General features: G+C 72.3%; 24 protein-coding genes and 2 pseudogenes. 15 read left to right on the top strand and 11 right to left on the bottom strand.

Annotated features, from left to right (window positions below):
• Positions 1-26: 26 nt before the first annotated feature.
• Complete coding sequence (locus ACFVHI_RS11135) at positions 27-947, bottom strand: sigma-70 family RNA polymerase sigma factor (protein ID WP_380337974.1); 921 nt, start codon at positions 945-947, stop codon at positions 27-29.
• A gap of 168 nt (positions 948-1,115) precedes the next feature.
• On the opposite strand from ACFVHI_RS11135, the gene ACFVHI_RS11130 reads away from it, so the two are divergent.
• The 4 genes and pseudogenes from ACFVHI_RS11130 to ACFVHI_RS11115 form a co-directional block, all read left to right on the top strand.
• Positions 1,116-1,646: a hypothetical protein gene (locus ACFVHI_RS11130; protein ID WP_380337971.1), complete on the top strand. Its 531-nt coding sequence runs from the start codon at positions 1,116-1,118 to the stop codon at positions 1,644-1,646.
• A gap of 158 nt (positions 1,647-1,804) precedes the next feature.
• Positions 1,805-2,620 (top strand): SDR family NAD(P)-dependent oxidoreductase, encoded by an 816-nt coding sequence (locus tag ACFVHI_RS11125; protein WP_380338039.1) that lies wholly within the window; start codon positions 1,805-1,807, stop codon positions 2,618-2,620.
• 377 nt (positions 2,621-2,997) lie between these two features.
• Positions 2,998-3,798, top strand: coding sequence for a phytanoyl-CoA dioxygenase family protein (locus ACFVHI_RS11120; protein WP_380337968.1), 801 nt, complete (start codon positions 2,998-3,000; stop codon positions 3,796-3,798).
• Positions 3,795-4,271, top strand: a pseudogene (locus ACFVHI_RS11115) (DUF6309 family protein); the annotation flags it as partial. The gene ACFVHI_RS11120 and the pseudogene ACFVHI_RS11115, both read left to right, overlap by 4 nt.
• Positions 4,272-4,307: 36 nt before the next feature.
• Here the strand turns inward: ACFVHI_RS11115 and ACFVHI_RS11110 are convergent.
• A complete protein-coding gene (locus ACFVHI_RS11110) occupies positions 4,308-5,057 on the bottom strand; it encodes an SDR family oxidoreductase (protein ID WP_380337966.1) in 750 nt (249 codons plus the stop codon).
• A gap of 98 nt (positions 5,058-5,155) precedes the next feature.
• On the opposite strand from ACFVHI_RS11110, the gene ACFVHI_RS11105 reads away from it, so the two are divergent.
• Both ACFVHI_RS11105 and ACFVHI_RS11100 read left to right on the top strand, forming a co-directional pair.
• The gene (locus ACFVHI_RS11105) at positions 5,156-6,490 is read left to right on the top strand and encodes an aspartate aminotransferase family protein (RefSeq protein WP_380337963.1); all 1,335 of its coding nucleotides are present in this window, start codon (positions 5,156-5,158) and stop codon (positions 6,488-6,490) included.
• A gap of 43 nt (positions 6,491-6,533) precedes the next feature.
• Positions 6,534-6,710, top strand: coding sequence for a hypothetical protein (locus ACFVHI_RS11100; protein WP_380337961.1), 177 nt, complete (start codon positions 6,534-6,536; stop codon positions 6,708-6,710).
• 164 nt (positions 6,711-6,874) lie between these two features.
• Here ACFVHI_RS11100 and ACFVHI_RS11095 read toward each other — a convergent pair whose 3' ends face one another.
• Positions 6,875-7,591 carry a TetR/AcrR family transcriptional regulator gene (locus tag ACFVHI_RS11095; RefSeq protein ID WP_063351429.1) on the bottom strand — a complete coding sequence of 239 codons (717 nt, stop codon included), beginning with the start codon at positions 7,589-7,591 and terminating at the stop codon, positions 6,875-6,877.
• A gap of 128 nt (positions 7,592-7,719) precedes the next feature.
• Between ACFVHI_RS11095 and ACFVHI_RS11090 the strand changes: the two genes are divergently transcribed.
• A complete protein-coding gene (locus ACFVHI_RS11090) occupies positions 7,720-8,640 on the top strand; it encodes an NAD-dependent epimerase/dehydratase family protein (protein ID WP_380337958.1) in 921 nt (306 codons plus the stop codon).
• Between the two features lie 138 nt (positions 8,641-8,778).
• Positions 8,779-9,780, top strand: coding sequence for a hypothetical protein (locus ACFVHI_RS11085; protein ID WP_380337955.1), 1,002 nt, complete (start codon positions 8,779-8,781; stop codon positions 9,778-9,780).
• A gap of 183 nt (positions 9,781-9,963) precedes the next feature.
• On the opposite strand, the gene ACFVHI_RS11080 is transcribed toward ACFVHI_RS11085, so the two are convergent.
• The 4 genes and pseudogenes from ACFVHI_RS11080 to ACFVHI_RS11065 all read right to left on the bottom strand — a co-directional run bounded on the left by ACFVHI_RS11080 (position 9,964) and on the right by ACFVHI_RS11065 (position 11,884).
• Entirely contained in the window at positions 9,964-10,191 is a 228-nt protein-coding gene (locus ACFVHI_RS11080; RefSeq protein WP_380337952.1) for a hypothetical protein, read from the bottom strand.
• Between the two features lie 21 nt (positions 10,192-10,212).
• Positions 10,213-10,587 (bottom strand): annotated as a pseudogene (locus tag ACFVHI_RS11075) (IS982 family transposase); the annotation flags it as partial.
• A gap of 276 nt (positions 10,588-10,863) precedes the next feature.
• Positions 10,864-11,418 (bottom strand): hypothetical protein, encoded by a 555-nt coding sequence (locus ACFVHI_RS11070; RefSeq protein ID WP_380337950.1) that lies wholly within the window; start codon positions 11,416-11,418, stop codon positions 10,864-10,866.
• A 13-nt stretch (positions 11,419-11,431) separates the two neighbouring features.
• On the bottom strand, positions 11,432-11,884 hold the full coding sequence (locus ACFVHI_RS11065) for an ATP-binding protein (protein WP_380337947.1): 453 nt from the start codon (positions 11,882-11,884) through the stop codon (positions 11,432-11,434).
• Between the two features lie 162 nt (positions 11,885-12,046).
• On the opposite strand from ACFVHI_RS11065, the gene ACFVHI_RS11060 reads away from it, so the two are divergent.
• From ACFVHI_RS11060 to ACFVHI_RS11050, 3 genes are all read left to right on the top strand, one after another.
• Positions 12,047-13,000: a helix-turn-helix domain-containing protein gene (locus ACFVHI_RS11060; protein WP_380337945.1), complete on the top strand. Its 954-nt coding sequence runs from the start codon at positions 12,047-12,049 to the stop codon at positions 12,998-13,000.
• Entirely contained in the window at positions 12,960-13,094 is a 135-nt protein-coding gene (locus ACFVHI_RS11055; RefSeq protein ID WP_380337942.1) for a DUF397 domain-containing protein, read from the top strand. Before ACFVHI_RS11060 ends, ACFVHI_RS11055 begins: the two co-directional genes overlap by 41 nt.
• A gap of 132 nt (positions 13,095-13,226) precedes the next feature.
• On the top strand, positions 13,227-14,486 hold the full coding sequence (locus ACFVHI_RS11050; RefSeq protein WP_380337941.1) for a hypothetical protein: 1,260 nt from the start codon (positions 13,227-13,229) through the stop codon (positions 14,484-14,486).
• 42 nt (positions 14,487-14,528) lie between these two features.
• Here ACFVHI_RS11050 and hrpB read toward each other — a convergent pair whose 3' ends face one another.
• Positions 14,529-17,060, bottom strand: a complete 2,532-nt coding sequence (gene hrpB / locus ACFVHI_RS11045; protein WP_380337938.1) for an ATP-dependent helicase HrpB — start codon at positions 17,058-17,060, stop codon at positions 14,529-14,531.
• Positions 17,061-17,166: 106 nt separating this feature from the next.
• Complete coding sequence (locus ACFVHI_RS11040; RefSeq protein ID WP_380337935.1) at positions 17,167-18,021, bottom strand: class I SAM-dependent methyltransferase; 855 nt, start codon at positions 18,019-18,021, stop codon at positions 17,167-17,169.
• 414 nt (positions 18,022-18,435) lie between these two features.
• Between ACFVHI_RS11040 and rpsA the strand changes: the two genes are divergently transcribed.
• Together rpsA and ACFVHI_RS11030 are read left to right on the top strand one after the other, a co-directional pair.
• The gene (rpsA, locus tag ACFVHI_RS11035) at positions 18,436-19,926 is read left to right on the top strand and encodes a 30S ribosomal protein S1 (RefSeq protein ID WP_063347134.1); all 1,491 of its coding nucleotides are present in this window, start codon (positions 18,436-18,438) and stop codon (positions 19,924-19,926) included.
• A gap of 247 nt (positions 19,927-20,173) precedes the next feature.
• Positions 20,174-22,450, top strand: a complete 2,277-nt coding sequence (locus ACFVHI_RS11030) for an MMPL family transporter (protein ID WP_380337931.1) — start codon at positions 20,174-20,176, stop codon at positions 22,448-22,450.
• On the opposite strand, the gene ACFVHI_RS11025 is transcribed toward ACFVHI_RS11030, so the two are convergent.
• Complete coding sequence (locus ACFVHI_RS11025) at positions 22,430-22,855, bottom strand: MarR family winged helix-turn-helix transcriptional regulator (protein ID WP_063347132.1); 426 nt, start codon at positions 22,853-22,855, stop codon at positions 22,430-22,432. The genes ACFVHI_RS11030 and ACFVHI_RS11025 overlap by 21 nt on opposite strands.
• 62 nt (positions 22,856-22,917) lie before the next feature.
• Here ACFVHI_RS11025 and ACFVHI_RS11020 point away from each other — a divergent pair, with 62 nt between their 5' ends.
• Together ACFVHI_RS11020 and coaE are read left to right on the top strand one after the other, a co-directional pair.
• On the top strand, positions 22,918-23,559 hold the full coding sequence (locus tag ACFVHI_RS11020) for an MBL fold metallo-hydrolase (RefSeq protein WP_380337928.1): 642 nt from the start codon (positions 22,918-22,920) through the stop codon (positions 23,557-23,559).
• A gap of 70 nt (positions 23,560-23,629) precedes the next feature.
• Positions 23,630-24,232 carry a dephospho-CoA kinase gene (gene coaE, locus ACFVHI_RS11015; protein ID WP_380337925.1) on the top strand — a complete coding sequence of 201 codons (603 nt, stop codon included), beginning with the start codon at positions 23,630-23,632 and terminating at the stop codon, positions 24,230-24,232.
• A gap of 3 nt (positions 24,233-24,235) precedes the next feature.
• Here the strand turns inward: coaE and ACFVHI_RS11010 are convergent, their stop codons facing one another.
• On the bottom strand, positions 24,236-25,522 hold the full coding sequence (locus ACFVHI_RS11010) for a sensor histidine kinase (RefSeq protein ID WP_380337922.1): 1,287 nt from the start codon (positions 25,520-25,522) through the stop codon (positions 24,236-24,238).
• Between the last annotated feature and the right edge of the window lie 99 nt (positions 25,523-25,621).

Below are 25,621 nucleotides of genomic sequence, written 5' to 3'. Positions count from 1 at the left end.
CAGCCGTGGAACCTCGTCCGCCGCGTTCAGTCGCGGAACGCCGAGAGGTCCAGCGCCGCCAGCCGCTCCGGATCGGTGAGCACCTCGATCGCCGCGATCGCGCCGTCCACCACGGTGAACGCCATGACCGACAGTGGCCGGCCGCCCTCGCCGATCGCCACCGCGCCCGCGGCGCCGTTGACCAGCGCCGGGCGGGCGAACGGCGACAGCCCGCCCCACAGCACCGGCTGGTCGGCCACCGCGGCCGCGCCCGTCAGCACCACCGGGTGCCGGGCCCGCACCGCGCCGCCGTCCGAGCGCAGCACCACGCCCGGGGCGAGCACGGCCACCAGCGCGCCCAGGTCGCCGGCGCGGGCGGCCGCGAAGAAGGCGTCCACGGCGGCCCGCTGACGGCCCGGGTCCGGGTCGGGCGCCGGCGCCTGGTCCTGAACCCGGCGGCGGGCCCGGTCGGCCAGCTGGCGGGCCGCGGCCGCCGTCCGCTCGATCAGGGGGGCGATCTCGGCGAACGGCACCGCGAACAGGTCGTGCAGTACGAAGGCGATCCGCTCGGCCGGTGCCAGCGACTCCAGCACCACCATCAGCGCCAGGCCCACCGAGTCCCCGAGCAGCACCTCCTGCCCGGGGTCGGCCACCCCCTCGCGCCGCAGCAGCGGGTCCGGGATGCGCGCCGGGCCCGGCTCACCCGCCTCGGCCTCCGGCGGCTCCTCGCGGCGCAGCTCCCGGCCGCGCAGCAGGTTGAGGCAGACCCGCGAGACCACCGTGGTCAGCCAGCCGGGGAGGTTCTGCACGTCGGAGGTGTCGGTGCGGTCGTAGCGCAGCCAGGCCTCGTGGACGGCCTCCTCGGCCTCGCTCACCGAGCCGAGCATCCGGTACGCCACGGCCCGCAGCCGGGGCCGCTGCGCCTCGAACAGCGCGGCCCGCTCGTCCGGAGGTAATTTCTCGTCCACCGTGTCACATTCCTTCGCCGCTGGGGGTCAGAGCAACAGGAGCCACCCAACAACGGCTGCGCCGTAGAGATCAACTCCCCACCCGGGGCGAGTCGGAGACGACGGGTGGCGAACACCCCCGAGCGGCCGGCGGGATGAGTGTCACCAGGGCGTCCTAGTCTGGCGGCCATGCCGACGACCCCGCTGCTCGACGCGATCCGCGCCAACCCCGCCGCCCTCGACTTCCTGGCCTGGCCGGGCGACCTCAGCCTCGACCACTACCCGCACGTCGAGGAGGTGGTGCTCGCCTCCGGGGAGGCCCTGGAGCCGGTGGCCAAGGACGGCGCGGGCGGCACCTTCTTCCTGTGCGGGGAGGGCGGCGAGGAGCGTCCTGTCCTGTACGCCGACTCGGAGGGCGGCGCGGCGGTGCTGGCCGTCGGGCTGCTGGAGCTGGTCCGGCTGCTGCTGGCGGTGCCGTGGTGGCGGGACTGCCCGCGGCTGACGGTGGAGGAGAGCGCGGAGGCCGCCGAGGAGTATCTGGAGGACGAGCCCGGCCTGTACGCGCAGCGGGACGCGGCCGCCGCCGCGCTCGGCCTCGAAGTCCCGGGCGTGGCTGCGGCGTTGGCCCGGCTGCGGGAGGTCGCGCTCGGTCTCGGGCCCGCGTACGTGCTGCTCAACGCCGAGGAGGGCGGCGCCTACGAGCCGCTGTTCCAGGCCTGAGCGGGTGGTCGAGTGGTTGGTCGTGCGGGTGGTCGTGCGGCCTGGCGGCATCAGCTCTCCGGCCCCGGGCATACATGAAGGGTTGTCCGGCCTCGGGTCGTGACGGCGGGAGACCGGCCCCGGATCCGACCGTGGGCGGCACGAGGGAAGAGGCGATCGTGGGCGAACTGGACGGCAGGACGGCGCTGGTGACGGGCGGCTCGCGCGGGATCGGGCGGGCGGTGGCGCAGCGGCTCGCCGCCGACGGGGCACTGGTCGCGGTCCACTACGGCGGCAACGAGGCGGCCGCCGCGGAGACCGTGGAGCTGATCGCCAAGGCCGGCGGCCGGGCGTTCGCGGTGCGGGCCCGGTTCGGCGAGAGCGGTGCGCTGGACCAGCTGTTCGAGGGCCTCGCCGCCGGGCTGGCGGAGCACGGCGAGCAGGGTGGGGACGGCGAAGTCGGTGGGGACGGCGGGGCCGGCCTGGACATCCTGGTCAACAACGCGGGCATCCACCTGGCCGGGTCGATCGGGCAGCTCACGGAGGAGGAGTTCGACCGGTTGATGGCGATCAACGTGCGCACGCCGATCTTCGTGATCCAGCGGGCGATTCCGCTGCTGCGGGACGGAGGTCGGATCGTCAACGTGGCCTCGGCGGCTGCCCGGATCGGCTCCCCGGTCCAGATCGGCTACACCGTCAGCAAAACAGCGCTGGTGGCCCTCGCCGCACCGCTCGCCAACGAGCTCGGCCGGCGCGGGATCACCGTGAACACCGTCAACCCCGGGGTGATCCTGACCGACATGACGTCCCAGTGGACGGGCGTCCCCGAGGCGATGGCCGGGCTCGAATCGATCACCGCACTCGGCCGGATCGGCCAGCCGGAGGACGTCGCGGACGTGGTGGGCTTCCTGGCGGGCCCGCAGGGCCGCTGGGTGACCGGCCAGACCATCGACGCCTCCGGCGGCACCTACCTCGGCCCGATCCCGCCCGCGTGACCTGAGTAGGACCGACTCGGCCGGACAGGGCCGAGTGCCGAGAAGCCGACGGGGTGGCAGCCCTCAGCGCCGCCACCCCGTCGGCTTCTCGGCATTGAAGGTGGGGTTCATTGAGCCAAACCCCACCTTGGAGTGATGTTTTGAGATGGCGTCAGATCTCCGAAGGCGGCTGGAGGGCCAGGCCGATGGCGGACGCCCCGCGGAACGCGGGATTCCCCTAACTGGCCTGTCGATCAAGGGTGGTTCTGACCCCGAGAGCGTGTGCTTTTTGGACGTTCGCCGGGCTCCGGGCATGCTCCGTGGCGGGTGTGGACAGACGTGTCGGGAGCGTTCTGGCGTCATCGGGGTAACAATCGAGTGAACCGGGGATTCGACACGTGGCAGAGGTCCGCACCGCTGAGGTTCAGGCAGGGAGTTTCACGGAGGACGGTTTCCTGGTGCTGCCGGGCTTCCTCCCGGCCGGTCTCGTGGATCGCCTCATTCCGGAGGTGGACAGGTGGGTGGAGGAAGGGTGGCGTCAGCGGTCCATAGAGGCCAGTCTGCGTCCGGGGGCGCGAGCACCGGAGGTGATCGAACTGGACCTGCCGGCGCACGGTGAGCTCGCGGTGCTGCCGGCACTGCTGGACCTGCTCGGCCGCCCCGAGCTGCTCGGGCCGTCCTTCGTCTTCCACCACCTGCACAGCGACCGGCGGCCGGCCGGGGGAGCGGGCAAGAGCTGGCACCACGACTACGAGCAACGGCCCCAGCGCGACCGCCGCCTCCCCATGATCCACGCCCTGCACTACATCGGCGGGCTCCAGCCGGAGCTGGGTGGTCTGGCCGTCCTGCCCGGCTCGCACCGGGAGGTGGCCGAGAAGGACGCCCGGAGCCACCTGGGAACGGGTGTGCTGCCGGGGGAGACGGTCATCGACGAACTGCCGCCCGGGTCCACCGTCGTGCTCCATTCGGCGCTCTTCCACACGCGTAGGTCCGCCCCCGGGGCGGATCCGGGTACGGGGCCCCGCTACATGATCGACGGCTCGTACTGTCGTACCGGCACGCGGTGGTCCCCGGTCAAGCCGTACTGGCGGCAGGTGCTGGCGGTGGGGCGCGCCCGCGGCCTGGACGCGGGGTGGCCGGAGCTCTTCGCCGAGCGGCACTTCGGCGAGTACGAAGAAATGGAGAGGTCCGGCGGATGAGGATTCTGGGAGCGGTGCGATTCGACACGGTCATGCGCCGTTTCGCCCGTGAACACCCCTTCGACGGGGCTGACGAGGCCAACTCCAACGATGAGGCCGAGGGGCACATCCGCAATGCCCAGCTCGGGTCGGGCGGCCGTTGGCATCGCGTGCTGCTGGAGGGGCCCGAGGTACGCGGGGTGGTGCTCCCCTGGCACCTGGGCGAGGACGGTGCGGCCGAGCTCATCCCCAGGACCGGGCTGAGCGTGGCCGCGACGTCCGACCGGCTCGCCGCGCTGGGCGCCTCGTACGCCCGGTCCAACCCGCTGTGCGCGTACAAGCTCGCCCGGCAGAGCGCGGCCGACTGCCTTCCTCTCTACCTGAGCACCCGTCCGGCGCCCGGTCCCGACTACGAGTGCCTGACCGTCCGCGAAGGGCTGATCCATCTGGACGGGCTGCACCGGATGCTCGCCTGGGACCAGGCCGGGCGGCTGGCGCCCGGCAACTGGTTCGAGGCGTACGTGGCCGGGCTACCCGCGCCCGACGTACGGCATGGCGCTGGGCATGACCAGGACGGACTGGATGTTCACCCCGGGGGGCAGGTCGGCCATGGCCCGCACCGTGTCGACGACGTGCCGCACGTCCATGGTGGGTTCGACCCGCCGTGACCCGTCGGCCTGGAGGACCGCCGGCTGGGGGCCGTCCGGCGGGGTGACGTTCCCGATGTCGATCTGGCCGCAGGAGATGTCGTGGCGGCGGCCGTCCAGGGACAGCGAGCGCGTCATCCCGGCCACGGCGTGCTTGGCCGCGGTGAAGGCGATGGAGTCCGGCCGGGGTGCCTGTGCGGAAGGCGCCCCGTTGTTGATGATCCGCCCCCCGCGCGGACTCTGACGCTTCATCACCCGGAAGGCGGCGCGCGAGCAGAGGAAGGTCCCCGTGGCGATGGAGTCCATCACCCGGTGCCAGTCCTCGACGGCCACGTCCTCGGTCGGGGTGTACGGCATCACGTCGGCCGCGTTGTTGAACAACAGGTCCAGCCGGCCGAACCGTTCCACGACGGAGTCGAACAGGCCGTCCACGGCCGCCGGATCGGTGATGTCGACGGAAAGCGGGACCGCGCGGTCACGACCGGCGGAGTCGGCGAGCGCCACCGTCCCGTCCAACGGGCCCTTGCGGCGACCCACCAGCACCACCGTCCAGCCGTCCGCCAGCAGGCCCAGGGCGCACGCCCGCCCGATCCCGCTGCCCGCTCCGGTGACGACAGCCGTCCTCACAGCCATGCCCACGTCCCATCTTCTCCACGAATCCCGTCAATGCCACGCCTACGAAGGGCAGTCCGAGCGTGCCCGACCAACCCTCGACCAAACAGGAGCCGTACATGAATGGCCGTATCCAGCCGCCGGGCGCAACCGACAGCAGCCGCCGGTGGTTCGAGCGGGCCCAGACGTCGCTGGCCGGCGGCATCAGCTCCTCCGCCCGGATGACCTCGACCGGTCCGAACCCCTACCCGCTCTACATGGCCGACGGCTCGGGTGCGCGCATCCGGGACGTCGACGGCAACGAGTACCTCGACTACCTGGTCTCCTACGGCAGCGCGGTCCTGGGCCACGCCAACCCGCAGCTCACCGACGCGCTCACCGCCGTCCTGCACACCGGCACGATGTTCGGCACCTGCAACACCGTCGAAGTCGAACTCGCCGAGCTGATCCAGGCGATGGTGCCCTGCGCGGAGCTCGTCCGCTTCGCCAACTCGGGCAGCGAGGCGGTGCAGGGCGCCGTGCGGGCCGCCCGCGGTTACACCGGGCGCTCGAAGGTCCTCAAGTTCGAGGGCCACTACCACGGCTGGTCGGACACCCTGGCCGTCTCCAACCGCCCCGACGCCGCCGAGGCCGGCCCCTACGCCGCGCCGCACGCGGTACCCCATTCCCCCGGCATCCCGGCCGGGGTCGTCGGCGACGTCGTCGTCTGCCCGTGGAACGATCCCGCGGCGCTCCGAGCCGTCCTGGACGCCCACCGCGGCGAGTTCGCGGCGGTGATCTGCGAGCCGATCGTGGCCAACAACGCCTGCACCATGCCCGCGCCGGGCTACTTGAGCCTGCTGCGGGAGGAGTGCACGGCCCGCGGGATCATCCTCGTCTTCGACGAGGTCTGCACCGGATTCCGCACCGGCCCCGGAGGCGCCCAGGCGCTGTTCGGGGTCGTGCCCGACCTCGCCGTCTTCGCCAAGGCACTGGGCGGAGGCCTGCCCATCGCGGCCTTCGCGGGACGGCGCGACGTGATGGAACCCCTGGCCGTGGGGCGGGTCAAGCACGGTGGGACCTACAACGCCTCGCCGCTGTGCGCGACCGCCGCACTGGTGACGCTGCGCCACCTGAACCAGCCGGCCGTCACGAAGCACATCGAGGAGAGCGGCCTGCGGATCATGGAGGCCGTCCAACGGGCCGCCCACGACCGGCGCATCCCCTGTGTGGTGCAGGGCGTCGGAGCCATGTTCCAGACGGTGTTCACCGTGGACGGGATGCCGAGCCGCCAGTACCGCGACCTGCTCCGCGCCGACCAGGCCCGCCACGGCGCGTTCCGGCATGCGCTGCTCGGGCGAGGGGTCCACGTCAACGCCTTCGGCATGGCCTGCTGGTTCGTCTCCGCCGCGGTGACGGAGGACGATCTGGACGCCACGTGCGAGGCCGTGGAGGGCGCCTTCAGCACTCTGTGAGCCGCCGGCAGGCGGTGATGCCTACGGGTCGGCGAAGACGGCGGTGGACGCGGCCAAGGCGACCGCCCAGGCCCAGACCCCCGCCGAGTACGCGCAGAAGGCCCGGGCCACCGCGCAGGCCGCCGCCGAACACGCCGCCCAGGCCCAGCAGGCCGCGCAGGCCGCTGCCGAGCACGCGGACAAGGCCGAGGCTGCCGCTCGCAACCTCCCGACCGCCTGATCCGGTCGCTCCATCTGCGCCCGTCCCACGTACGGCCTCCGCCCGTGGGGCGGGCGCGGTCCGCGAGGAGCGCGCCCGCCGCAGGCCCTGTTGCCCGCCGTCCTCGTGATGGGCCATGCCGGTGTCCACCGCGGGTGCCGGACCAGGCCGCTGGTAGTGGGGTGTCACGCAGGAGGCGACAGGACATCGAGCCCGATTGCCTCGGCGGCAATGGTCATGGCGGCGTCGAAGTACGCGGGGTAGTCCGTGATCACCTCGTTCAGGTGACCGAACAGCTCGAAGCTGATCGTGCCGATCAGGGAGATCCACAGGGTGAGCGACCGTTCCACCAGGTCCGCGTACGGTTCGGCCGGTGCCCCTCCCGCGCTGTCGAGCACCTGCTGGGCGACGAGCCTCGGCCCGGGGAGCGGCTGCGTGGGGGGTCGCAGGAGGCCCGAGGCGTGTGCCTCGACGACGAGACCGGCCATCAGGCGGGTGACCCGGGTGGCGGGGTCGACCGTGTCGGTGGGGGCCTGGTAGCCGGGGACGGGCGAGCCGTAGACCAGGGCGAACTCGTGCGGGTGGGCCAGGGCCCACTGGCGGACCGCCCGGCATGCGGCAAGCCACCGGGCGCCCGGATCGGCGGGAGCGGCGGACGCCGCCCCTGACTCCGCGGCCGCTCCGACCGCGTTGAACGCGTCGATGATCAGCGCGGTGAGCAGTGCGTCCCGGCTGGGGAAGTAGCGGTACAGCGCCGAGGAGGCCAGGCCCAGGTCACGCGCCACCGCGCGGAGCGACAGTGCGGCCGCCCCGGTCTCGGCGAGCTGGCGAGTGGCGGCTTCCTTGATCGCGCGAGTGAGCTCGGCGCGGGCCAGCTGCCGCGCGGTCTGCGATGCCGTCATGCCGTTCATCCTCTCATTCGAGAGCAGTGCACACAAGAGAGAGCACTGCTCTTGACTTCTCCCCGCCGCTGCGCGAACACTCCTCAATGAAGAGAGCACTGCTCTCTCAATTCCCCAGGAGGACCTGCATGGCACGGCACATCGTCATCGGCAAGGGCCCCGTCGGCGCCACCACGGCGCGACTGCTCGACGAACAGGGGCACGAGGTCGTCGTCCTGAGTCGCTCCGGCGGCGACGGGAGTACGGCGCTCGACGTCACTGACACGGCGTCACTCCGGCAAGCCACCAAGGGCGCCGAGGTGATCTACAACTGCGCGAGCCCGCTGTACCACCGGTGGCCCACCGACTGGCCGCCGATCTCGAACGCCCTCCTCGACGCGGCGGAGGCCGCCGGCTCGGTGCTGGTGACGATGGGCAACCTGTACGGCTACGGCCCCGTCGACGCCCCCATCACGGAGGACCTGCCGCTCGCAGGCACCGGCACCAAGGCCCGGGTCCGCATCGGCATGTGGCGCGACGCGTTGGCCCGGCACCAGGCCGGCCGGATCCGCGTCGCGGAGGCGCGCGCCTCGGACTTCTTCGGGCCCGGCGTCACCGAGGCCGGCCACCTCGCCCAGCGGATGATGCCCGCGCTCCTGGCCGGCCGTGCAGTCAGGCTGATCGGCAACCCGGACGCACCGCACAGCTTCACCTATATCCCCGACATCGCCCGTGCGCTCGTACGGCTTGGTACCGACGAGCGGGCGTGGGGACGCGCCTGGCACGTTCCCACCGCCCCGCCGCTGTCGACCCGGGAGGCGGTCCGGCACCTGTGCCGGCTGGCGGGTCTGCCGCCGGCCAGGGTCGGCCGGATTCCTTGGTGGCCACTCCACCTGGTCGGCCTGGTCAACCCCATGCTCGGGGAACTGCGGGAGGTGCAGTACCAGTTCGACCGGCCGTTCGTGCTCGACTCCCAGGCGTACACCGCGACCTTCGGCGAGGTGTCGACCCCGATCGACGAGGCACTGGGGGCAACCGTCGAGTGGTGGCGGGCGCGGCTCAGCCGGTAGCGCCACGTGCGCGGCATCGGCTGTCGGGCTGTGCAGACCCTGCGGCGAAGTCAGGAGCGGGCCGAAGCCGCGTTCAGTGAATCAACTCCGAGCACAGCGTGGCGTAGAGCAACGCCGTGCAGTCCACTCTCCGAGGAAATGATGACGATCCGCCTCTGGCACCGCCCGCTGGTACTGCTCGCCGCTGCCATGGCGGCCCTCGCCCTGGCATCCGCCGTCGGCCTCGCGGTCGACGACCGGATCCTGGTCGGGGAGCCGATCTGGCTGAAGCCCTTCAAGTTCTCCCTCTCCATCGCGATCTATTCGGTGACCCTCGCGTGGATGCTGTCCCTGGGCCGCACGGCCCCCCGCTGGGTCTGGTGGCTCGGGACGACGATTGCCGCCGCCAACGTGATCGAGATGGTGGTCGTCGTTGGCCAGGTGCTCCGCGGCAGGCAGAGCCACTTCAACGTCGCCACACCGCTGGACGCCGGCCTCTGGTTCGCGATGGCCGCCTCGATCGTCACCTTGTGGCTGGCCAACCTCGGCATCGCGGCCAGGTTGTTCCGCGAGCGGACCGGGGACCGCGCGGCCACCTGGTCCGTCCGGCTCGGCCTGCTCCTCGCACTGGTGGGCATGGCATTCGGCTTCCTCATGACTAGCCCGACCCCTGCCCAACTCGGTGCCATGCGCAGCGGGGCCGCCGTGGGCATCGTGGGGGCACACAGCGTCGGCGTCGCCGACGACTCGCCCGGCATCGCCATCACCGGCTGGAGCAGCACCGGCGGCGACCTGCGCATCCCCCACTTCGTCGGAATGCACGCGCTGCAGGCCATCCCGCTCTTCGCCTGGCTGCTGATCACACTGTCCCGCAGGTTCCCGCGGTTGGCCGACGAGCGGACGCGCCTGCGCCTGGTCCTGGTGGCGACCGGGACCTACGCGGGCGTGCTGGCGATCCTGACCTGGCAAGCGCTGCGCGGCCAGTCGCTCGTCCACCCCGACGGTGCGACCCTGACGGCCGTGGCCCTGCTGGCCGTTGGCATGGTGGCGTCCGTTGTGGCGGTCGCCCGGCACCACCATGTGCCACCGGCGCCGCACAGCAGCGCCGGCATGACCGGCCGCCCGGTCAAGCCGCGCTGCACCCGCGTCGCCGCGGACTAGGCCCTGTCCGGCCGATCTTGCCGGGCCCGCGACGCCGGGCATCCCGCCTGGACGCACGCCCGAATCGCCCAAGTACGTCCAGTACGAGGACGATTCGGGCGCACGCCCAGCCGGGCGCCCAACGCCGCGGGCTGATCCGCCAAGATCGACCGGACAGGACCTAACCGAACGCCGAGCCCACCGTCACCTGCGCCCGGGGACCTTCTTCGCGCCGTCGTATCCGCGTGAGGACGCCGGCACCGTGGCCGCCGCGCGCAGGCACTGCGCGTCGATCACCGCGGCGGTCGGCTCCGGGTCGCGGCCGGCGTCCTCGCGGACCATGCCCCCCATCCGGTCGTGGAACTCGGCCCGCAGTCCCCGCGCGCGCCACCGCCGCGCGAAGGCGACGGGCAGCCCGTGCAGGGTGCACACCAGGTGCAGGCGCAGGCCTCAGAAGAACCGGGAGTGGCTGGCGCAGTAGCCGTACTCGGCCCATCCGGCCAGGTCGGAGCGCTTGGCCGTCTCGCGGGAGCGCCCGCACTCCACCAGTGTGGAGTCGACGACCCACACGGTGTCGGTCCACAGCGAGGTGTCGGTCGCCAGCAGCCGGTTGACCTGTGCGATCAGGTCGGCGGCCTTGCGCAACCGCCGGTTGTAGCCCGACTGCCCGAGCAGGTACGGGAAGGGATGACGCAGGTGGGCATCGGCGTGGCGGATCCACCGGCGCTCGGAGGTGAAGCCGAGAAGGGCCTGCATCACGGGGAGGGTGACCAGCTCGGCATCACTGAGCCGGGGCGCGATGCCGATCTCTGGACTCCCTCGCTTCATGTCATGCGCGCCAGCGAGCCCTTGGCATCATTCATCTAGGCAGAATCAGGCCACTGCGGCCCTGGTGGCAGGCCCTGACCCTGGTGAACGAGATACGTACCCGGGCGGCCGGCCATTTCGGGCTGGAAGATGCTCATTGGGCGGTCGGCGGGTGGACATTGGCGGGGATGTCGGCCGGGGCGCAAGCGAGTTGGGCTGCGGCGGCCTGTCGGATCTCTCCGATGGGGCGTCTCGGACGAGTTGGGGCGGTGGGACGTGAAGCCACAGCCCGCTTCGTCAGGAACGTGCGGCTTGGGCTTGGGTGCGGCAGTGGGTGAGGGCGGGTTTGAGGCGGGGGTCGGGGGTGGTGGTGGTGAGGAGTTCGCCGGCGGTGGTGAGGGTGGTCCAGTAGTGGGTGGGGTTGCCGGTGGTGGGGTGGGGGTGGGTGGTGGTGAGGGAGAGGTAGGCGGTGGTGAGGTTGCCGGTGGTGAACCAGCGGGTGAGGCCGTGTTGGTGGCCGGCGCGGATGTTGCCGTGGGCGTCGATGGCGGTGGTGAGGAGGTTGATGATGGCGAGGTCGCGGTTGTCGGGGGTTTTGGGGATGTCGAAGACGCCGAGGGCTTCGAGGAGTTCGCCGGTGTCGTTCTCGGTGCCGGGGCGGGGGGTGGCGAGCAGGGCGTCGTAGCAGTCGTTGAGGCGGCGTTGGGTTTCGGCGGCGGGGATGCCGAGGGCGGTGCAGACGGCGCGGGCGGATCGGAGGGGTTCGCGGGTGTGGCGGGCGAGGGTGGCGTAGGTGTCGGCGGGGGTGGAGCCGGTGTCGAACAGGTGGCGGGCGGTGAGGGGGAGTCGCATGGTGGGCACCTGTTCAGACGGTGAGGAGGGTGGAAACGGGGGTGGGCGTGGGGGCGATGAGGGCCCAGACGAACTTGCCGACGCCGCCGGCGCGGGGGCAGCAGCCCCACTTCTCGGCGAGTTCGTTGACGAGGAGGACGCCGCGTCCGTGTTCGTCGTCGGGTGTGGGGGTGTGGAGGGAGGGGCGGCCGGTGCCGGCGTCGTGGACTTCGAGGCGGAGGCGGTCGTTGGCGAGGGCGAAGTGGACTTCGATGAGGCAGTCGGTGGGGGCGTCGGCGGTGTGCTGGACGGCGTTGGCGAAGAGTTCGCCGAGGAGGAGTTCGGCGGTGTCGCGGTAGCGGTCGCCGGTGGGGAGCGCGGCGAGGTAGGCGCGGAGCAACTGCCGGGCGACGGGGGTGGATTCGGTGCGGGAGTCCAGGCGGGCCGCGAACGGGCGGGGGCGGTGGGCGGTACGGATTTTGAGCATGGCGGGGCACCTCAAGGGGGCGGATGGGGGGCGCGCGAAGGGAGTGCGATGTGACGCTGTGCACGCGAAAGATCGCTCTCAGGTGTCAATCATCGGGGTGCCGGAGTTACGGTGGCGACCAAATCGGCGTGTAGAGATCAGTGGCATTTGAGGGGGAAACCCATGGCACATCGGCGGCTTGAGAGTGGACCGACGTCGAGCCCGGCCGAAATGTTCGGCGAGGCGCTCCGCTTCGCGCGCGAGCAGGCTGGCCTCAAGCAGGAAGACCTGGCGAGACTCCTGCACTGCCACCGGACGGTGATCACCCGTTACGAGGGTGGTAGGAGGGCCATGGATCGGGACAGTGTGGAGAAGGCCGATCAGGCGCTGGCGATGGGGGGTCTGCTCGTGCGGTTGTGGGAGCGAGTGGACTGGCAAGCGGACATCGAACGCCCAGACTGGTTCGAGAAGTATGTGGAGCTGGAGGATGAGGCTGTGGCGATTCGGGTGCTTCAGTACATCCGAATCAACGGATTGCTGCAGTGCGAGGAGTATGTGCGCGCGATGTTCGGTATCGGAGATGCGCGCAATCGGCCGAAGCTGCTCGCCGAGAGGGTTGCAGCCCGCATGGACAGGCAGAGGCGTTTCCTGGCTGCCGACGGGCCGACGCTCATTGTGGTGCTCGATGAGAGTGCCATCCGTACAGTCGTCGGTGGCCCGGGTGTGATGAGGAGGCAGATGGAGCACCTGCTCTCAGTGCCTGAACAATCGAACATCATCATCCAGGTGGCACCTTTCGGCAGCCCGGTGGCGACGATGCCATCCACCTCGGTGATCCTGCTGCTGATGCCGGACGGGAAGGAGTGGGTGTACTCGGAGAGCTTGTACCGGGGACATTTCAGTGATGATCCGTCAATCGTCGCTGATTCCAGGCGGGACTTCGACGTCCTGCGCGGGGGTGTACTCTCGCTGGGGGACTCTAGCGCCCTGATCGCCGATGCGATGGAGGAGTACCGCTTTGCAGAACGCCGATCTCAAGAAGGCTGCTTGGTGCAAGAGCAGCTACAGCGCGGGCGACGCGGGCGAGTGCATCGAGGTGGCCCTCGGATCTCTTCCGGGCGGCGTCCCGGTGCGTGACTCCAAGGACCCGCGCGGGCCGGTGCTCGTCTTCCCGGCCTCGGCTTGGACGTCTTTCCTCTCCTCCGTCCAGGCCGGTGACTTCCCGGAGTAGTGATCCGCTGACGGGGGCGCATCGCTTTCCGCGTGCGCCTGCCACCGCCCGGAACGCGCCTTCTGGCCAGGCGAAACGTGGATCGGTCCCTACGCTGGGTGTCGGCCCGCCAGCCTCGTCGAAGGACCGCGTATGCGCCGCTCCCGTCTCCTGCTGTCCCTGGCCCTGTCCGCCGTGACCGCCTCCGCCCTCGTCGCCGCCGATGCCGCGCCGGATGGGCAGGACGGGCCGGTCCCGTCGGTCAGCCTGCCGGTGCTCCGCGACCCGCAGGCCCAGCAGAAGCTCCACCGCATGACGGACCCGGTGCAGGACTGGGTGGAGTCCGGCGACCGGGCGGCGGACGGCTACGCCGGGACCGTGATCGACGCGTCGAACCAGCACGCCGACATCTACTGGAAGGGCGAGGCCCCGGCCGAGGTCCGGGCGCTGCTCGACGCGAACGCCGGCCCCGGCTACACCGTCGACGTCCACCAAAGCCCCTACTCCCGTGCCGAGATGCGTGCCGCGATCGACCGGTTCACCGCCGCTGTGGCGCCCGAGACATGGACGTCGATCGGCCCGCAGGAGGACGGCACCGCCATCGCGATCACGTACGTGCCGACGAAGGCGCCCCGGCCGACCGGCGGCGCCACGACCGAGCAGGCGTACTCCCGGACGGCCGCCGAGATCGCCGGGATGCCGGTGACGGCCACCGTCGAGGGCATCCCGGCAGCGCTGTCCGGCAGCCGGCACTCCGACAGCGCGCCGTACTACGCGGGCGCCGAAGTCAACACGGGCAAGGCCTCGTTCTGCTCGACCGCGTTCAGCGGTTGGAAGGACGGGACGAAGGTGCTGCTGACCGCCGCACACTGCGGCAGCGGCCGGTACTACAACGGCACCAGCGGCTACATCGGCGACATGTACGCGATCGGCGACGGTTTGGACGTCGGCATGATCGGGATCAACGGCAACGGCGCCGGCCGGTTCTACGACGGTGCCTGGTCGGACAGCGGCGGTTCGTCGCGACGCACGTACGGGGTCGGACGCAACAACGTGGGGGACCTCGTCTGCCTCAGTGGCGCCCAGTCGGGGTGGAAGTGCGACGTGGAGGTCAAGAAGGTCGATGTCGAGACGACGAACGACGAGGGGACGAAGATCAAGCCGGTGGACGTCGCGGAGTCGAAGGGTGGTGACCGTCGGGCGATCGGCGCGAAGGGTGACAGCGGCGGCCCCGCTCTCGCCAATCCGTCCGGCGCGAACGGCGACATGGAGGCTCGCGGCGTGATCGTGGCCGGAAGGTCGGCGGTCGGCTGCCCGGCTGGATCGACGGCCCACTCGACGACCTGCTACGCGCAGGTGCTCTACGTGCCGATGACGCCGGTGGTGAGCCAGATGGGCTTCTCGATCTCCTGACGGCAGCACGAGCGGGGAGCCCACCCCCGCCGAGGAGGGGTGTCAGTTCCGCGGGTTGAGGCGGCGGGTGGGCTCTGCCGTTGACGGGTCCTCGGGCCAGGGGTGGCGGGGGTAGCGGCCTCTCAGCTCTGCGCGGACGGCGCGGTAGCCGTTGTGCCAGAAGGATGCGAGGTCTCCGGTGACGGCGGCGGGGCGCCCGGCGGGCGACAGCAGGTGGATGGTGAGGGGGACGCGGCCGGCGGCCAGGGCGGGGGTCGCCGTCCAGCCGAAGAGTTCTTGCAACTTGACGGCGAGAAAAGGGCGTTCGGTGCTGTAGTCGACCCGTATCTTCGAGCCGGACGGAACGGTGATGCGTTCGGGGGCCAGTTCGTCCAGGCGGCCTGCCTCTCCGGTGGCCCAGGGGAGCAGGCGTTGCAGGGCGGCGGTCGTATCAATGCGGGCGAGGTCGGCGCGGCGACGGGCGCGGGACAGTTCGGGCTCCAGCCACTCCTCGGCGCGTTCCAGCAGCGCGGCGTCGGAGACGTCCGGCCAGGGTTCGCCGATGGCGGAGTAGAGGAAGGCGAGGCGTTCGCGCAGGCCTGGGGAGGGCCAGGTGAGGAGAGCGGAAACGCCCTCGCGGGCCAGGCCTTCGAGGATGGCCGTCCGGACGAGGGCCCGGTCGGGGCGGTTGAGCGGCTTCTCGGCGAGTTCGATCGCGCCCAGCGACTCGACCCGGCGGGAGACGACCTCGTCGCGACGGGTGTCCCAGTGGACTTCCTCGCGGGATTCGAGCAGCGAGGCGCCGGCGAGCCGGGCGGTGTCCTCGTCCAGTGCCGCAGCGTGCAGGATGCGGGCGGAGTGGGAGCCGGCCGGGCGGTCGGCGGCTGCGATGGCGAGCCACGGCAGTGCGCCGAGCGCAGTACCGGGGGCGAGTTCGGCGGCCGTCCCGGAGGCCATCAGGTACGGGCTGCGCTCGCCGGGGGCGGGGCGCTCTACCCGGGCGCGGGCGATGCGTTCGGGGAAGGCGAGGGCGACGACTAGGCCGGCGGCGGTGGTGTCGGGTAGTTGAGTGGCGGGTTCGGAGCCGGCGGCGCGCAGGAGGCGGCGGACTTCCTCGCGCCAGCGGCCGGCGTACGGGTCGCTGGAGGAGCGGACCGTCCGCCAGACCGCGCCGAGGTCGTCGCCGAGGGCGCGCGGCGGTTCTTCGGAGAGCAGGGCGACGACCTCGGCCGCTCGACGGGCGCCGACGGCAGGGGCGCCGTCGACGAGGGCGCGCCCCAGTCGGGGGTGCAGCCCGGTGCGGGCGAGGCGCACGCCGCGCTGGGTGGCCCGGCCGGCGGTATCGACGGCGCCGAGGGCCTGGAGGGTCTGCCGGGCGGCGGCCATCGCCCCGGCGGGCGGGGCGTCGGGCAGGGCGAGGCCGGTGGCGTCCGGGTCGCCCCAGCAGGCGGCCTGGAGAGCGAACGTGGTGAGGTCGGCGAGGGCGATCTCGGGGGTGGGGAAGCGGGCGGCGAGGGCGTCCTCGGCCTCGTTCCAGCAGCGGTAGACGGTGCCGGGGGCCTCGCGGCCCGCACGGCCGGCGCGCTGGCGGGCGGCGGCGAGCGAGGCGCGGACGGTGACCAGGCCGGCCAGGCCCCGGGCGTGGTCGGTGCGCGGTTCGCGGGCGAGCCCGGCGTCGACGACGATCCGCACGCCGGGCACGGTGAGCGAGGATTCGGCGACGGCGGTGGCGAGCACGACGCGGCGGCCGTCCGAGGGGGTGAGGGCGGCGTCCTGGACGGCCTGCGGGGCGCGGCCGTGGAGTTGCAGGACGTCCGCCGCCACGGTGGACAGCTGCCCGGCGACACGGCTGATCTCGCCGACGCCGGGCAGGAAGCAGAGCACGTCGCCCTCCTGTTCGGCGAGGGCCCGCCGGACGGTGGCGGCGACGTGGTCGAGCAGCGCCGGGTCGACCCGGGTGCCGTGGGCGGGCCGGACGGCGCGCGGCGGCGGCGCCCACACCGTCTCGACCGGGTGGGAGACCCCGTGCGCCTCCACCACCGGCGCGCCGCCGAGGAGTTCGGCCCAGGCCTCGGTGTCGGAGGTGGCCGAGGCGCAGACCAGCCGCAGTTCGGGCCGCAGTGCCGCCCGGACGTCGAGGAGGAACGCGAGCGCGGTGTCGGCGTCCAGGTGCCGTTCGTGGCACTCGTCGAGGACGACCACGTCCACCCCGGGCAACTCCTGGTCGCGCTGGAGCCGTTGCAGCAGCACCCCGGTGGTGACCACCTCGACCACCGTCTCCGGGCCGACGCGACGGTCTCCGCGCACGGTGTAGCCGACCCGCCCGCCGACGGCCTCGCCGAGCAGCCAGGCCATCCGCCGGGCGGCGGCCCGGACGGCGAGCCGGCGCGGTTCGGCGACCAGCACGCGGAGCGTCGGACGCCCGGGATCGAGCAGCCCGGCGAGCGCGAGCGGCACCAGGGTCGTCTTGCCGGTGCCGGGCGGGGCGGCGAGGACGGCGGTGCCGGGCCCGTCCAGCGCGTCGTGCAGGGCGGGCAGGGCGCTGCGGACGGGCAGTTCGCGCCAGGCGGGGTTCAGCGAGCCGGGGTTCGGCAAGGCGTCAGCCCCATTCGGCGAGGCGGGGTTCAGCGAGCCGGGGTTCGGCAAGGCGTCAGCCCCATTCGGCGAGGCGGGGTTCAGCGAGCCGGGGTTCGGCAAGGCGTCAGCCCCGTTCGGCGACGAAGATCGCGGTGCCGGGGATCAGCCGCCCGCGCAGCGGGGACCAGCCGCCCCACTCCTGCTCCAGGCCGGCCGGCCACTCGGGCTCGACCAGGTCGGTCAACCGGAAGCCGGCGCCGACGAGTTCGCGGACCCGGTCGCCGATGGTGCGGTGGTGTTCGACGTAGCTGGCGCGCCCCTGCTCGTCCTCCTCGACGTAGGGGGTGCGGTCGAAGTAGGAGGAGGCGGCGGTGAGGCCCTCGACGCCGGGCTCGTCGGGGAAGGCCCAGCGGATCGGGTGGGTGACGGAGAACACCCAGCGGCCGCCGGGGCGCAGCACCCGGTGCACCTCGCGCATCAGGGCGGAGGTGTCGGCGCTGAACGGGACGGCTCCGTAGGCGGAGCAGGCGAGGTCGAAGGAGGCGTCGGCGAAGGGCAGGACGGCGGCGTCGGCCTGGACGACGGCGACGGGGGTGGCGCCGCGGCCGAGGTCGATCCGGCGGGAGTGCTGGAGTTGGCGGTGGGAGATGTCCAGGGCGACGGGGCGGGCGCCGCGGCCGGCCAGCCAGCGCGAGCACTGGGCGGCGCCGGCGCCGATCTCCAGTACGTCCTTGTCCGCGACCTCGCCGAGGAGGTGGGCGTCGGCCTCGTCGAGGCCTTCGGGGCACCAGGTGAAGCGGTCGTCGCCGAGGAACTCCCCGTGTTCGTCCTGGTACTCGTCGGCGTTGCGGTCCCACCAGTGCCGGCTGGCCCGGCTGCTCTCCCCGGTGCCGGCCGCGCGCCGTACCGCGTCGTCGCCGTCGCCGTCAAGATCATGCAGGTCGGACTGGGGGGTGGTGGCCACGGTGATAATGCCCATCGCGTAGGGTGTGGAGTGCGGAAGCGCCGCTGCCGAGACCGGGCCCGTCAAGGACCCGATCCTGGCGGTGGCATCCGGGGAAGGGCCCCCTTCGGGCGCCACCGCAAGGTGCGCAATCGGAGGATATGGCCTGATCCATACCGGGCTCCACCGTCTTGCCGCTCTTGGCGTTGACCGTGCCTGGCCGTCCCCGTATGCTACAAGTTGCGCTGCGGGCCTGCGCGCCTCAGACGGAGCAGGTCGCGCTCGCATCTGTCGAAGACCCCACGGTCGCAAGACGGACGCCGGATTTCTCGCTGTGCGGGAATGCCGGTGCGCCGTGTTCTTGGCTGTCCGGCTTTCGGTGGGAGCGATACGGGCCCTCCGCGTGGCATTACCTACGACTTTCATGTCCGTACCGGAGCCCTTTTCCTAATGACGAGCCCCACCGACTCCTCCCTCAGCACCACCCCGCAGGTCGCGGTCAACGACATCGGCGACGCCGAGGCGTTCCTCGCCGCCATCGACGAGACCATCAAGTACTTCAACGATGGCGACATCGTCGAGGGCGTCATCGTGAAGGTCGACCGTGACGAGGTCCTCCTCGACATCGGTTACAAGACCGAGGGCGTCATCCCGTCCCGCGAGCTCTCGATCAAGCACGACGTCGACCCGCACGAGGTCGTCGCCGTCGGTGACAACATCGAGGCCCTGGTTCTCCAGAAGGAGGACAAGGAGGGTCGTCTCATCCTGTCCAAGAAGCGCGCTCAGTACGAGCGTGCCTGGGGCACGATCGAGAAGATCAAGGAAGAGGACGGCATCGTCACCGGTACCGTCATCGAGGTTGTCAAGGGTGGTCTCATCCTCGACATCGGCCTCCGTGGCTTCCTGCCGGCCTCGCTCGTCGAGATGCGCCGCGTCCGCGACCTCCAGCCCTACGTGGGCAAGGAGCTCGAGGCCAAGATCATCGAGCTGGACAAGAACCGCAACAACGTGGTCCTGTCCCGCCGTGCCTGGCTGGAGCAGACCCAGAGCGAGGTCCGCCAGACCTTCCTCACCACCCTCCAGAAGGGCCAGGTGCGCTCCGGCGTCGTCTCCTCGATCGTCAACTTCGGTGCCTTCGTGGACCTGGGTGGCGTCGACGGCCTGGTGCACGTCTCCGAGCTCTCCTGGAAGCACATCGACCACCCGTCCGAGGTTGTCGAGGTCGGCCAGGAGGTCACCGTCGAGGTTCTCGACGTTGACATGGACCGCGAGCGCGTCTCCCTGTCGCTGAAGGCGACCCAGGAGGACCCGTGGCAGCAGTTCGCCCGTACCCACCAGATCGGCCAGGTCGTTCCGGGTAAGGTCACCAAGCTGGTTCCGTTCGGTGCGTTCGTCCGCGTGGACGAGGGCATCGAGGGTCTGGTCCACATCTCCGAGCTGGCCGAGCGCCACGTGGAGATCCCGGAGCAGGTCGTCCAGGTCGGCGACGAGATCTTCGTCAAGGTCATCGACATCGACCTCGAGCGTCGTCGCATCAGCCTGTCGCTCAAGCAGGCCAACGAGGCGCTGGGTGCCAACCCGGCCGAGGTCGAGTTCGACCCGACCCTGTACGGCATGGCTGCCTCGTACGACGACCAGGGCAACTACATCTACCCGGAGGGCTTCGACCCCGAGGCGAACGACTGGCTGGCCGGCTTCGAGAAGCAGCGTGAGGAGTGGGAGCGCCAGTACGCCGAGGCGCAGTCCCGCTTCGAGCAGCACCAGGCCCAGGTCATCAAGAGCCGTGAGGCCGACGCCGAGGCCGCTGCCGAGGGTGGCGACGCTGTCGCCGCCGCTGCCGGTGGCTCCTACTCGTCCAGCAGCGACGAGGGCTCCGGCGCTCTCGCCTCGGACGAGGCCCTGGCGGCCCTGCGCGAGAAGCTGGCGGGCGGCCAGAGCTGAAGCTCTGACCCGCTGCCAGTACCTGGCGCATAGCTGAACGGTGGGCCCCACCCGGAGAAATCCGGGTGGGGCCCATTTCGTTTTCCGCCTTTGGCCGGGGCCTTTTGCTTCACGTTCTTTCGTTTTTCGCCTTCACTTATTTGTGGTTTATGTGAAGGAATTATGTGAGATGTGGCTCATTGTCCGTCTATAGGTCGAACACCGGGTTGCACCTACATTGAGGGGAGCTGCCCGAAAGGCCTCCTTCATGCGCAACGCTCCCACCGCTGCCGGCGACCCCGCGGTCCCCGGGCGGCTCGCCGCCCTCGGCCGGTTCTGCTTCCGCCACCGCCGCTGGGTGCTCGGCCTCTGGGCCGTCGTCCTGGTCGTGGGCGTGCTGATCGGCGGCCGGGTCTTCGAAGGAACGGTGGCCGGCGCCTCCTCCGCCACCGCCGAAGCCGACCGGGGCAGCGCGGTGGTCGCCGCGACCGACCCGGCCCGCGGCACCGTCACCGCCGTCGTGGACGGGAAACCGGTCGACGACCCGGCCGTACGGGCCGCCGTCACCAAGGCCACCGCCGACCTCGCCGCCCTCCCCGGCGTCTCCTCCGCGCTCGACGCCTACGGCACCGGCCCGGCACCCGCCGCACTGCGCTCCGCCGACGGCACCGCGAGCCTGGTCACCGTACGGATGGCCGACACCAGCACCTCCGCCCAGACCGACGCCGTCACCCAGCGCCTCGCCGCCCTGAACGGCGAGGCCGGCGCCCACGTCACCGTCGGCGGGGACCTGGTGCTCCAGGACGAGGTCAAGAAGCAGACCGAACAGGACACCCGCTTCGGCGAGATGGTGACGCTGCCGCTCACCCTGGTCGTCATGGTGCTGGTCTTCGGCGGCCTCGCCGCGGCCAGCCTGCCGGTGATCGGCGCGGTCGCCTCGGTGGGCGGCGCGCTGCTGGCCATGTTCGGTTTCAGCCGGATCATGGACATCGACACCAGCGTGCTGCCGATCGCCACCGTGCTCGGGCTCGGACTCTCGATCGACTACGCGCTGCTCATGGTGAACCGCTTCCGGGAGGAACGCGGGCACGGCGCGGGCATCGCCGCCGCCGTCGAACGCACCGCCGCGACCGCCGGGCGCACCGTCGCCTTCTCCGGCCTCACCGTCGCCGTCGCGCTCTCCGGCCTGTTCGTCTTCACCAGCCCGGTGCTCGGCGCGGTCGCCGCCGCGGGGGTGAGCGTGGTCGTGATCGCGGTCGCCGCCGCGCTGACCCTGATCCCCGCGCTGCTCGGCTTCGCCGGCTCCCGGATCAAGGCGCCCGCCGCGCCCGTCCCCGACGAGGGCTTCTTCAGCCGGACCGTCCGCCGGGTCGGCAAGCGGGCGGTGCCGGTCGCGCTCGCCTGCGTCGCCCTGTTGATGGCCGCCGGCGCACCCTTCCTGCACGCCGACATGCGCAACTCCGGCGCCGCCGTGCTGCCCGCCTCCTCGGCCGGGCGGCAGGTCGCCGACGCCGTCGACCAGCGCTTCCCGCAGGCCGCGGCCGCGCCGATCACCGTCGTCGTCGAGGGCGGCGCGCCCGTCGCCCAGGCGTACGCGGACGACATCGTCGCCAAGCTGCCCGGGGTCGCCGGGGTGCGGGCGGTGAACCCGGTGAGCGACTCGGTGTCCACCGTCGACGTGCTCGTCCACGGCGACCCGCAGGGCCACCAGGCCAAGCAGGTCGTCCAGGAACTGCGGGACGACCGCGGCGGGCTGAAGACCTACGTCACCGGCGGTGCGGCCTCGGTCGTCGACTTCAAGGACGAGCTGATGTCGCGGGGCCCCTGGGCGCTCGGACTGGTCGCGGTCGGCACGCTGGTGCTGCTCTTCCTGATGACCGGCTCGGTGGTCATGCCGGTCAAGGCGCTGCTGATGAACCTGCTGTCGCTGGGCGCCTCGCTCGGCGCGCTCACCCTGGTGTTCCAGGACGGCTACTTCAGCGGGCTGCTCGGCTTCAGCCCCACCGGCGGGCTGGAGACCTTCATCCCGGTGCTGGTCTTCGCCTTCGCGTTCGGGCTGTCCATGGACTACGAGGTGTTCCTGCTCGCCCGGATCAAGGAACTGCGGGACAAGGGGCACAGCTGCACCCGGGCGGTGGAGCTCGGGGTCCAGCGAAGTGGCCGGATCATCACCTCGGCGGCGCTGCTGATGGTGATCGTGTTCGCCGGGTTCGCCCTCGGGGACATGCTCATGGTCAAGCAGATGGGCATCGCGCTGGCCGTCGCCGTCGCGGTGGACGCCACCCTGGTGCGCTGCCTGCTGGTGCCCGCCGCGATGAGCCTGTTCGGCGAGTTCAACTGGTGGGCGCCCGCCCCGCTGCGGCGCCTGCACCGGCGCTTCGGGCTGAGCGAGCACGTCGAACTGCCGACCGTCGGCGAGGCGGCTGTCGGCGAGGTGGCTGTCGGCGAGGCGGCCGTGGGCGAGGCGTCCGTCGGCGAGGCGGCCGTCCCGGCCCCGCGTCCGGAGGCCAGGGACCTGGTGGGTTCAGCGCAGTCGGCGCAGTAGGTCGACGCCCGCCCTCAGGGCCAGCCGCTCCTCGGGGGTGAGGCGGGCCTCGATGGCGGTGGCGATCCGCTCCTCCCGGCGGGCGCGCTGCTCCAGCAGGGCGGCGCGGCCCGCTCCGGTCGCGGTGACCAGCAGTTTCCGGCCGTCGGTGGGGTGGGGCTGCTGGGTGACGAGCCCGGCCTCGGTCAGCAGGGCGACGGTGCGGGCCATCGACTGGTGGCGGACGCGCTGGTGTTCGGCGAGTTCGGCGACGGTGCAGGCGCGTTCGTCGCGGACGAGGAGGCCGAGGACGCCGGCCTGGTTCTGCGGCAGCTCGTCGCCCGGGCGCAGGGAGCGGACCAGGTCGCCGATGGCGGCGCGCAGCTCGGCGGCGAGTTCGAGGGTTTCGGGAGCCGGACTGTTCATGGGAGAAGCCTACCGGGAATCTCCACAGCAAAACTGTGCAGTCCTGCTGTATGGTCGGCCGCATGAGGATCACCAAGTTCGGACACGCCTGCGTACGCCTGGAGCACGACGGGACGACCGTCGTCGTCGACCCCGGGGCGTTCACCGACCCCGCCGCGCTGACCGGGGCCGACGCCGTCCTGATCACCCACGAGCACATGGACCACTTCGAGGAGGCCCGGCTGCGCGCCGCCCTGGAGGCCGACCCGGCCCTTCGGGTGTGGACCAACAGCGCGGTGGCCGCCCAACTGGACGGCGTGGCGCAGCGCGTCGCCGTGGTCGGCGAGGGCGACGCCTTCGAGGTCGGCGGGGTCGGGGTGAGTGTGCACGGCGAATGGCACGCGGTCATCCACCAGGACATCCCGCAGGTGAAGAACATCGGCTTCCTCTTCGACGGCCGGCTGTTCCACCCCGGCGACGCCTTCACCGTGCCGCCGCACTCGGTGGACACCCTGCTGCTGCCGCTCGCGGCGCCGTGGAGCAAGGCCGGTGAGGTTGTCGACTACGTCCGGGAGGCGGCCCCGCGCGTGGCGGTGCCGGTGCACGAGGCGACGCTCAGCCCGATCGGGCACATGATCGCCACCCGGCTGCTCGGGCCCGACGGGCCGGGCACCGGCGCGGAGCTGACCGTGCTGGGGGAGGGCGAGAGCCTGGAGCTGGGCTGACGGTGCCGGGGGCCTGGGCCGGGTGGCCGGTCCATGGCGTCGGCGGTCCGGGCGCCGGTAGCCTGACGCCATGCTGAAGATCGGACTGACGGGTGGCATCGGCGCCGGCAAGAGCGAGGTGTCCCGGCTCTTCGCCGCCCACGGCGCGGTGATCGTGGACTCCGACGTGATCGCCCGCGAGGTGGTCGCGCCCGGGACGGACGGTCTGGCGGCCGTGGCCGCCGAGTTCGGGCCGCAGGTGCTGCGCGAGGACGGCGCGCTCGACCGCCCGGCCCTCGGCGCGATCGTGTTCGCCGACCCGGCGCGGCTCCAGGCGCTGAACGCGATCGTCCACCCGCTGGTGCGCGCCCGGTCCGCCGAACTGGAGGCCGCGGCCGCGCCGGACGCGGTGGTGGTGCACGACGTGCCGCTGCTCGCGGAGAACGGCCTCGCCCCGCTGTACGACCTGGTCGTGGTGGTCGACGCGGCCGACGACGTGCGGGTGGAGCGGCTGGTGCGGCTGCGCGGGATGGCCGAGGAGGAGGCCCGGGCCCGGATGGCCGCCCAGGCCTCGCGGGCGGACCGGCTGGCGATCGCCGACGTGGTGATCGACAACGGTGGGCCGCTGGAGGCGCTCGCGCCCCGGGTCGACGAGGTGTGGGCGGAACTGGTGAAGCGCGCCGCCGCTGCCTGAGGTTCAGGCGACGGTCAGCGGTAGGCGGGCCCGGACGGCGAAGCCGCCCTCCGTGGTGGGGCCGGCCTGCAGCGTGCCGCCGAGGTCGTCGGCGCGGGTGCGCATGCCGTCCAGGCCGTGGCCGCCGGAGGGCAGTTGAGGCCCGTCCGGGTCGGCCGCCGTGGCGGGGGAGTTGACGATGTCCAGGCGCAGCCCGTCCGGGTGGACCTCGACGGTGACGGCGACCTCGGCGGCCGGGGCGTGCTTGTGGGCGTTGGTCAGGGCTTCCTGGACGATCCGGTAGGTGGCGTACTGCACGGCCGGTCCGGGGGCGGGCAGTCCTTCGGCGGGGCCGGTGAGGGTGAGGTCGACGGCGAGTCCGGCCTGGCGGGACTCCTCGACCAGGGCGGGCAGTCCGTGCAGTGAGGGGCCCTGGTCGGAGGCCGGGGTGAGGACGCCGAGCAGGCCGCGCAGTTCGGTGAGGGCCTGGAGGCCGAGGGCGCGGATCAGGCCGAGGGTCTCCCGGACGGCCGTCGGGTCGTCGGCGGCCGCGACCTGGCAGGCGCCGGCGTGCAGGGTGATGAGGGAGACGCGGTTGGAGACGACGTCGTGCATCTCCCGGGCGAGCCGGGCACGTTCGGCGGCGGCGGCGCGCTCCTCGGCGTACCGGCGGGCCGCCTCCAGCAGTCGGTTGCGTTCGGCGAGCGCGGCGACGGCGCGGGCGCGCTGGTGGGCGGTGAGGCCGAGGGCGAGCGGGACGGCGCCGAAGACCAACGGGTCCTCGGCCAGGTTGGCGAGGGCGGAGAGGCTGCTGACGTCCCCGAGGTCCATGGGGACGAGCAGGCGCACCCCGGCCAGCGCGGCCAGGACGGCCAGCACCCGGGTGGCGCCGCGCCGTGTGGCCAGCCCGTAGAGGGCGACGGCGAGTGGGAGTTGGCCGCCCAGCAGGGTGACGGCGGCGACGGCCGCCGGGTACCGCCGCCGGACGGCGAGGGCGAGCGCGCCGGCCGCCACCAGGCCCGCGTTGACCGGCGCCGAGGTGGTCGGCCCGATGTCGGGGTCGCCCGCGGCGAGCGGGACGAGCACCAGCAGCACCAGGACGGTCGGGCCGAGTGCGACGACCGGGCCGGGCAGGCGCAGCGGCGGGCCCGGCAGCGGCACCGCGGCGAGGGCGGAGTCCAACTGGTCGGCGGCGTCGGTGTGGTGGGCGGCGTGGGGCTGGTCGGTGGACGGGTGGTGCTGGTGACGGGTGGGGTCCAACCGGCCGGTGGGGCGCCGGAGTCGGGGCCGCTGCTGGGTGGGCTGGCGCATGGGGGCATGCTCGCACACCCCGTCCGGCCCGGGGTGGCGAGCGGGCCGCAGTGGCCGGGAACAGCCTGGAATTCGCCTTCCCCGGAAGGGATCATGGTC

This window comes from Kitasatospora sp. NPDC127121 (assembly GCF_042677305.1).
In the GTDB taxonomy this organism is placed as follows: Bacteria; Actinomycetota; Actinomycetes; order Streptomycetales; family Streptomycetaceae; genus Kitasatospora.
This window is presented reverse-complemented; position numbering and strand designations above follow the sequence as displayed.

What these genes read in the sequence shown, in the direction of transcription:
- ACFVHI_RS11130 (WP_380337971.1), top strand. Translation starts at nt 1,116, where the DNA reads ATGCCGACGACCCCGCTGCTCGACGCGATCCGCGCCAACCCCGCCGCC.
- ACFVHI_RS11110 (WP_380337966.1), bottom strand. Translation starts at nt 5,057, where the DNA reads ATGGCTGTGAGGACGGCTGTCGTCACCGGAGCGGGCAGCGGGATCGGG.
- ACFVHI_RS11105 (WP_380337963.1), top strand. Translation starts at nt 5,156, where the DNA reads ATGAATGGCCGTATCCAGCCGCCGGGCGCAACCGACAGCAGCCGCCGG.
- ACFVHI_RS11095 (WP_063351429.1), bottom strand. Translation starts at nt 7,591, where the DNA reads ATGACGGCATCGCAGACCGCGCGGCAGCTGGCCCGCGCCGAGCTCACT.
- ACFVHI_RS11090 (WP_380337958.1), top strand. Translation starts at nt 7,720, where the DNA reads ATGGCACGGCACATCGTCATCGGCAAGGGCCCCGTCGGCGCCACCACG.
- ACFVHI_RS11085 (WP_380337955.1), top strand. Translation starts at nt 8,779, where the DNA reads ATGATGACGATCCGCCTCTGGCACCGCCCGCTGGTACTGCTCGCCGCT.
- ACFVHI_RS11070 (WP_380337950.1), bottom strand. Translation starts at nt 11,418, where the DNA reads ATGCGACTCCCCCTCACCGCCCGCCACCTGTTCGACACCGGCTCCACC.
- ACFVHI_RS11065 (WP_380337947.1), bottom strand. Translation starts at nt 11,884, where the DNA reads ATGCTCAAAATCCGTACCGCCCACCGCCCCCGCCCGTTCGCGGCCCGC.
- ACFVHI_RS11060 (WP_380337945.1), top strand. Translation starts at nt 12,047, where the DNA reads ATGGCACATCGGCGGCTTGAGAGTGGACCGACGTCGAGCCCGGCCGAA.
- ACFVHI_RS11050 (WP_380337941.1), top strand. Translation starts at nt 13,227, where the DNA reads ATGCGCCGCTCCCGTCTCCTGCTGTCCCTGGCCCTGTCCGCCGTGACC.
- ACFVHI_RS11040 (WP_380337935.1), bottom strand. Translation starts at nt 18,021, where the DNA reads ATGGGCATTATCACCGTGGCCACCACCCCCCAGTCCGACCTGCATGAT.
- rpsA (WP_063347134.1), top strand. Translation starts at nt 18,436, where the DNA reads ATGACGAGCCCCACCGACTCCTCCCTCAGCACCACCCCGCAGGTCGCG.
- ACFVHI_RS11030 (WP_380337931.1), top strand. Translation starts at nt 20,174, where the DNA reads ATGCGCAACGCTCCCACCGCTGCCGGCGACCCCGCGGTCCCCGGGCGG.
- ACFVHI_RS11025 (WP_063347132.1), bottom strand. Translation starts at nt 22,855, where the DNA reads ATGAACAGTCCGGCTCCCGAAACCCTCGAACTCGCCGCCGAGCTGCGC.
- ACFVHI_RS11020 (WP_380337928.1), top strand. Translation starts at nt 22,918, where the DNA reads ATGAGGATCACCAAGTTCGGACACGCCTGCGTACGCCTGGAGCACGAC.
- coaE (WP_380337925.1), top strand. Translation starts at nt 23,630, where the DNA reads ATGCTGAAGATCGGACTGACGGGTGGCATCGGCGCCGGCAAGAGCGAG.
- ACFVHI_RS11010 (WP_380337922.1), bottom strand. Translation starts at nt 25,522, where the DNA reads ATGCGCCAGCCCACCCAGCAGCGGCCCCGACTCCGGCGCCCCACCGGC.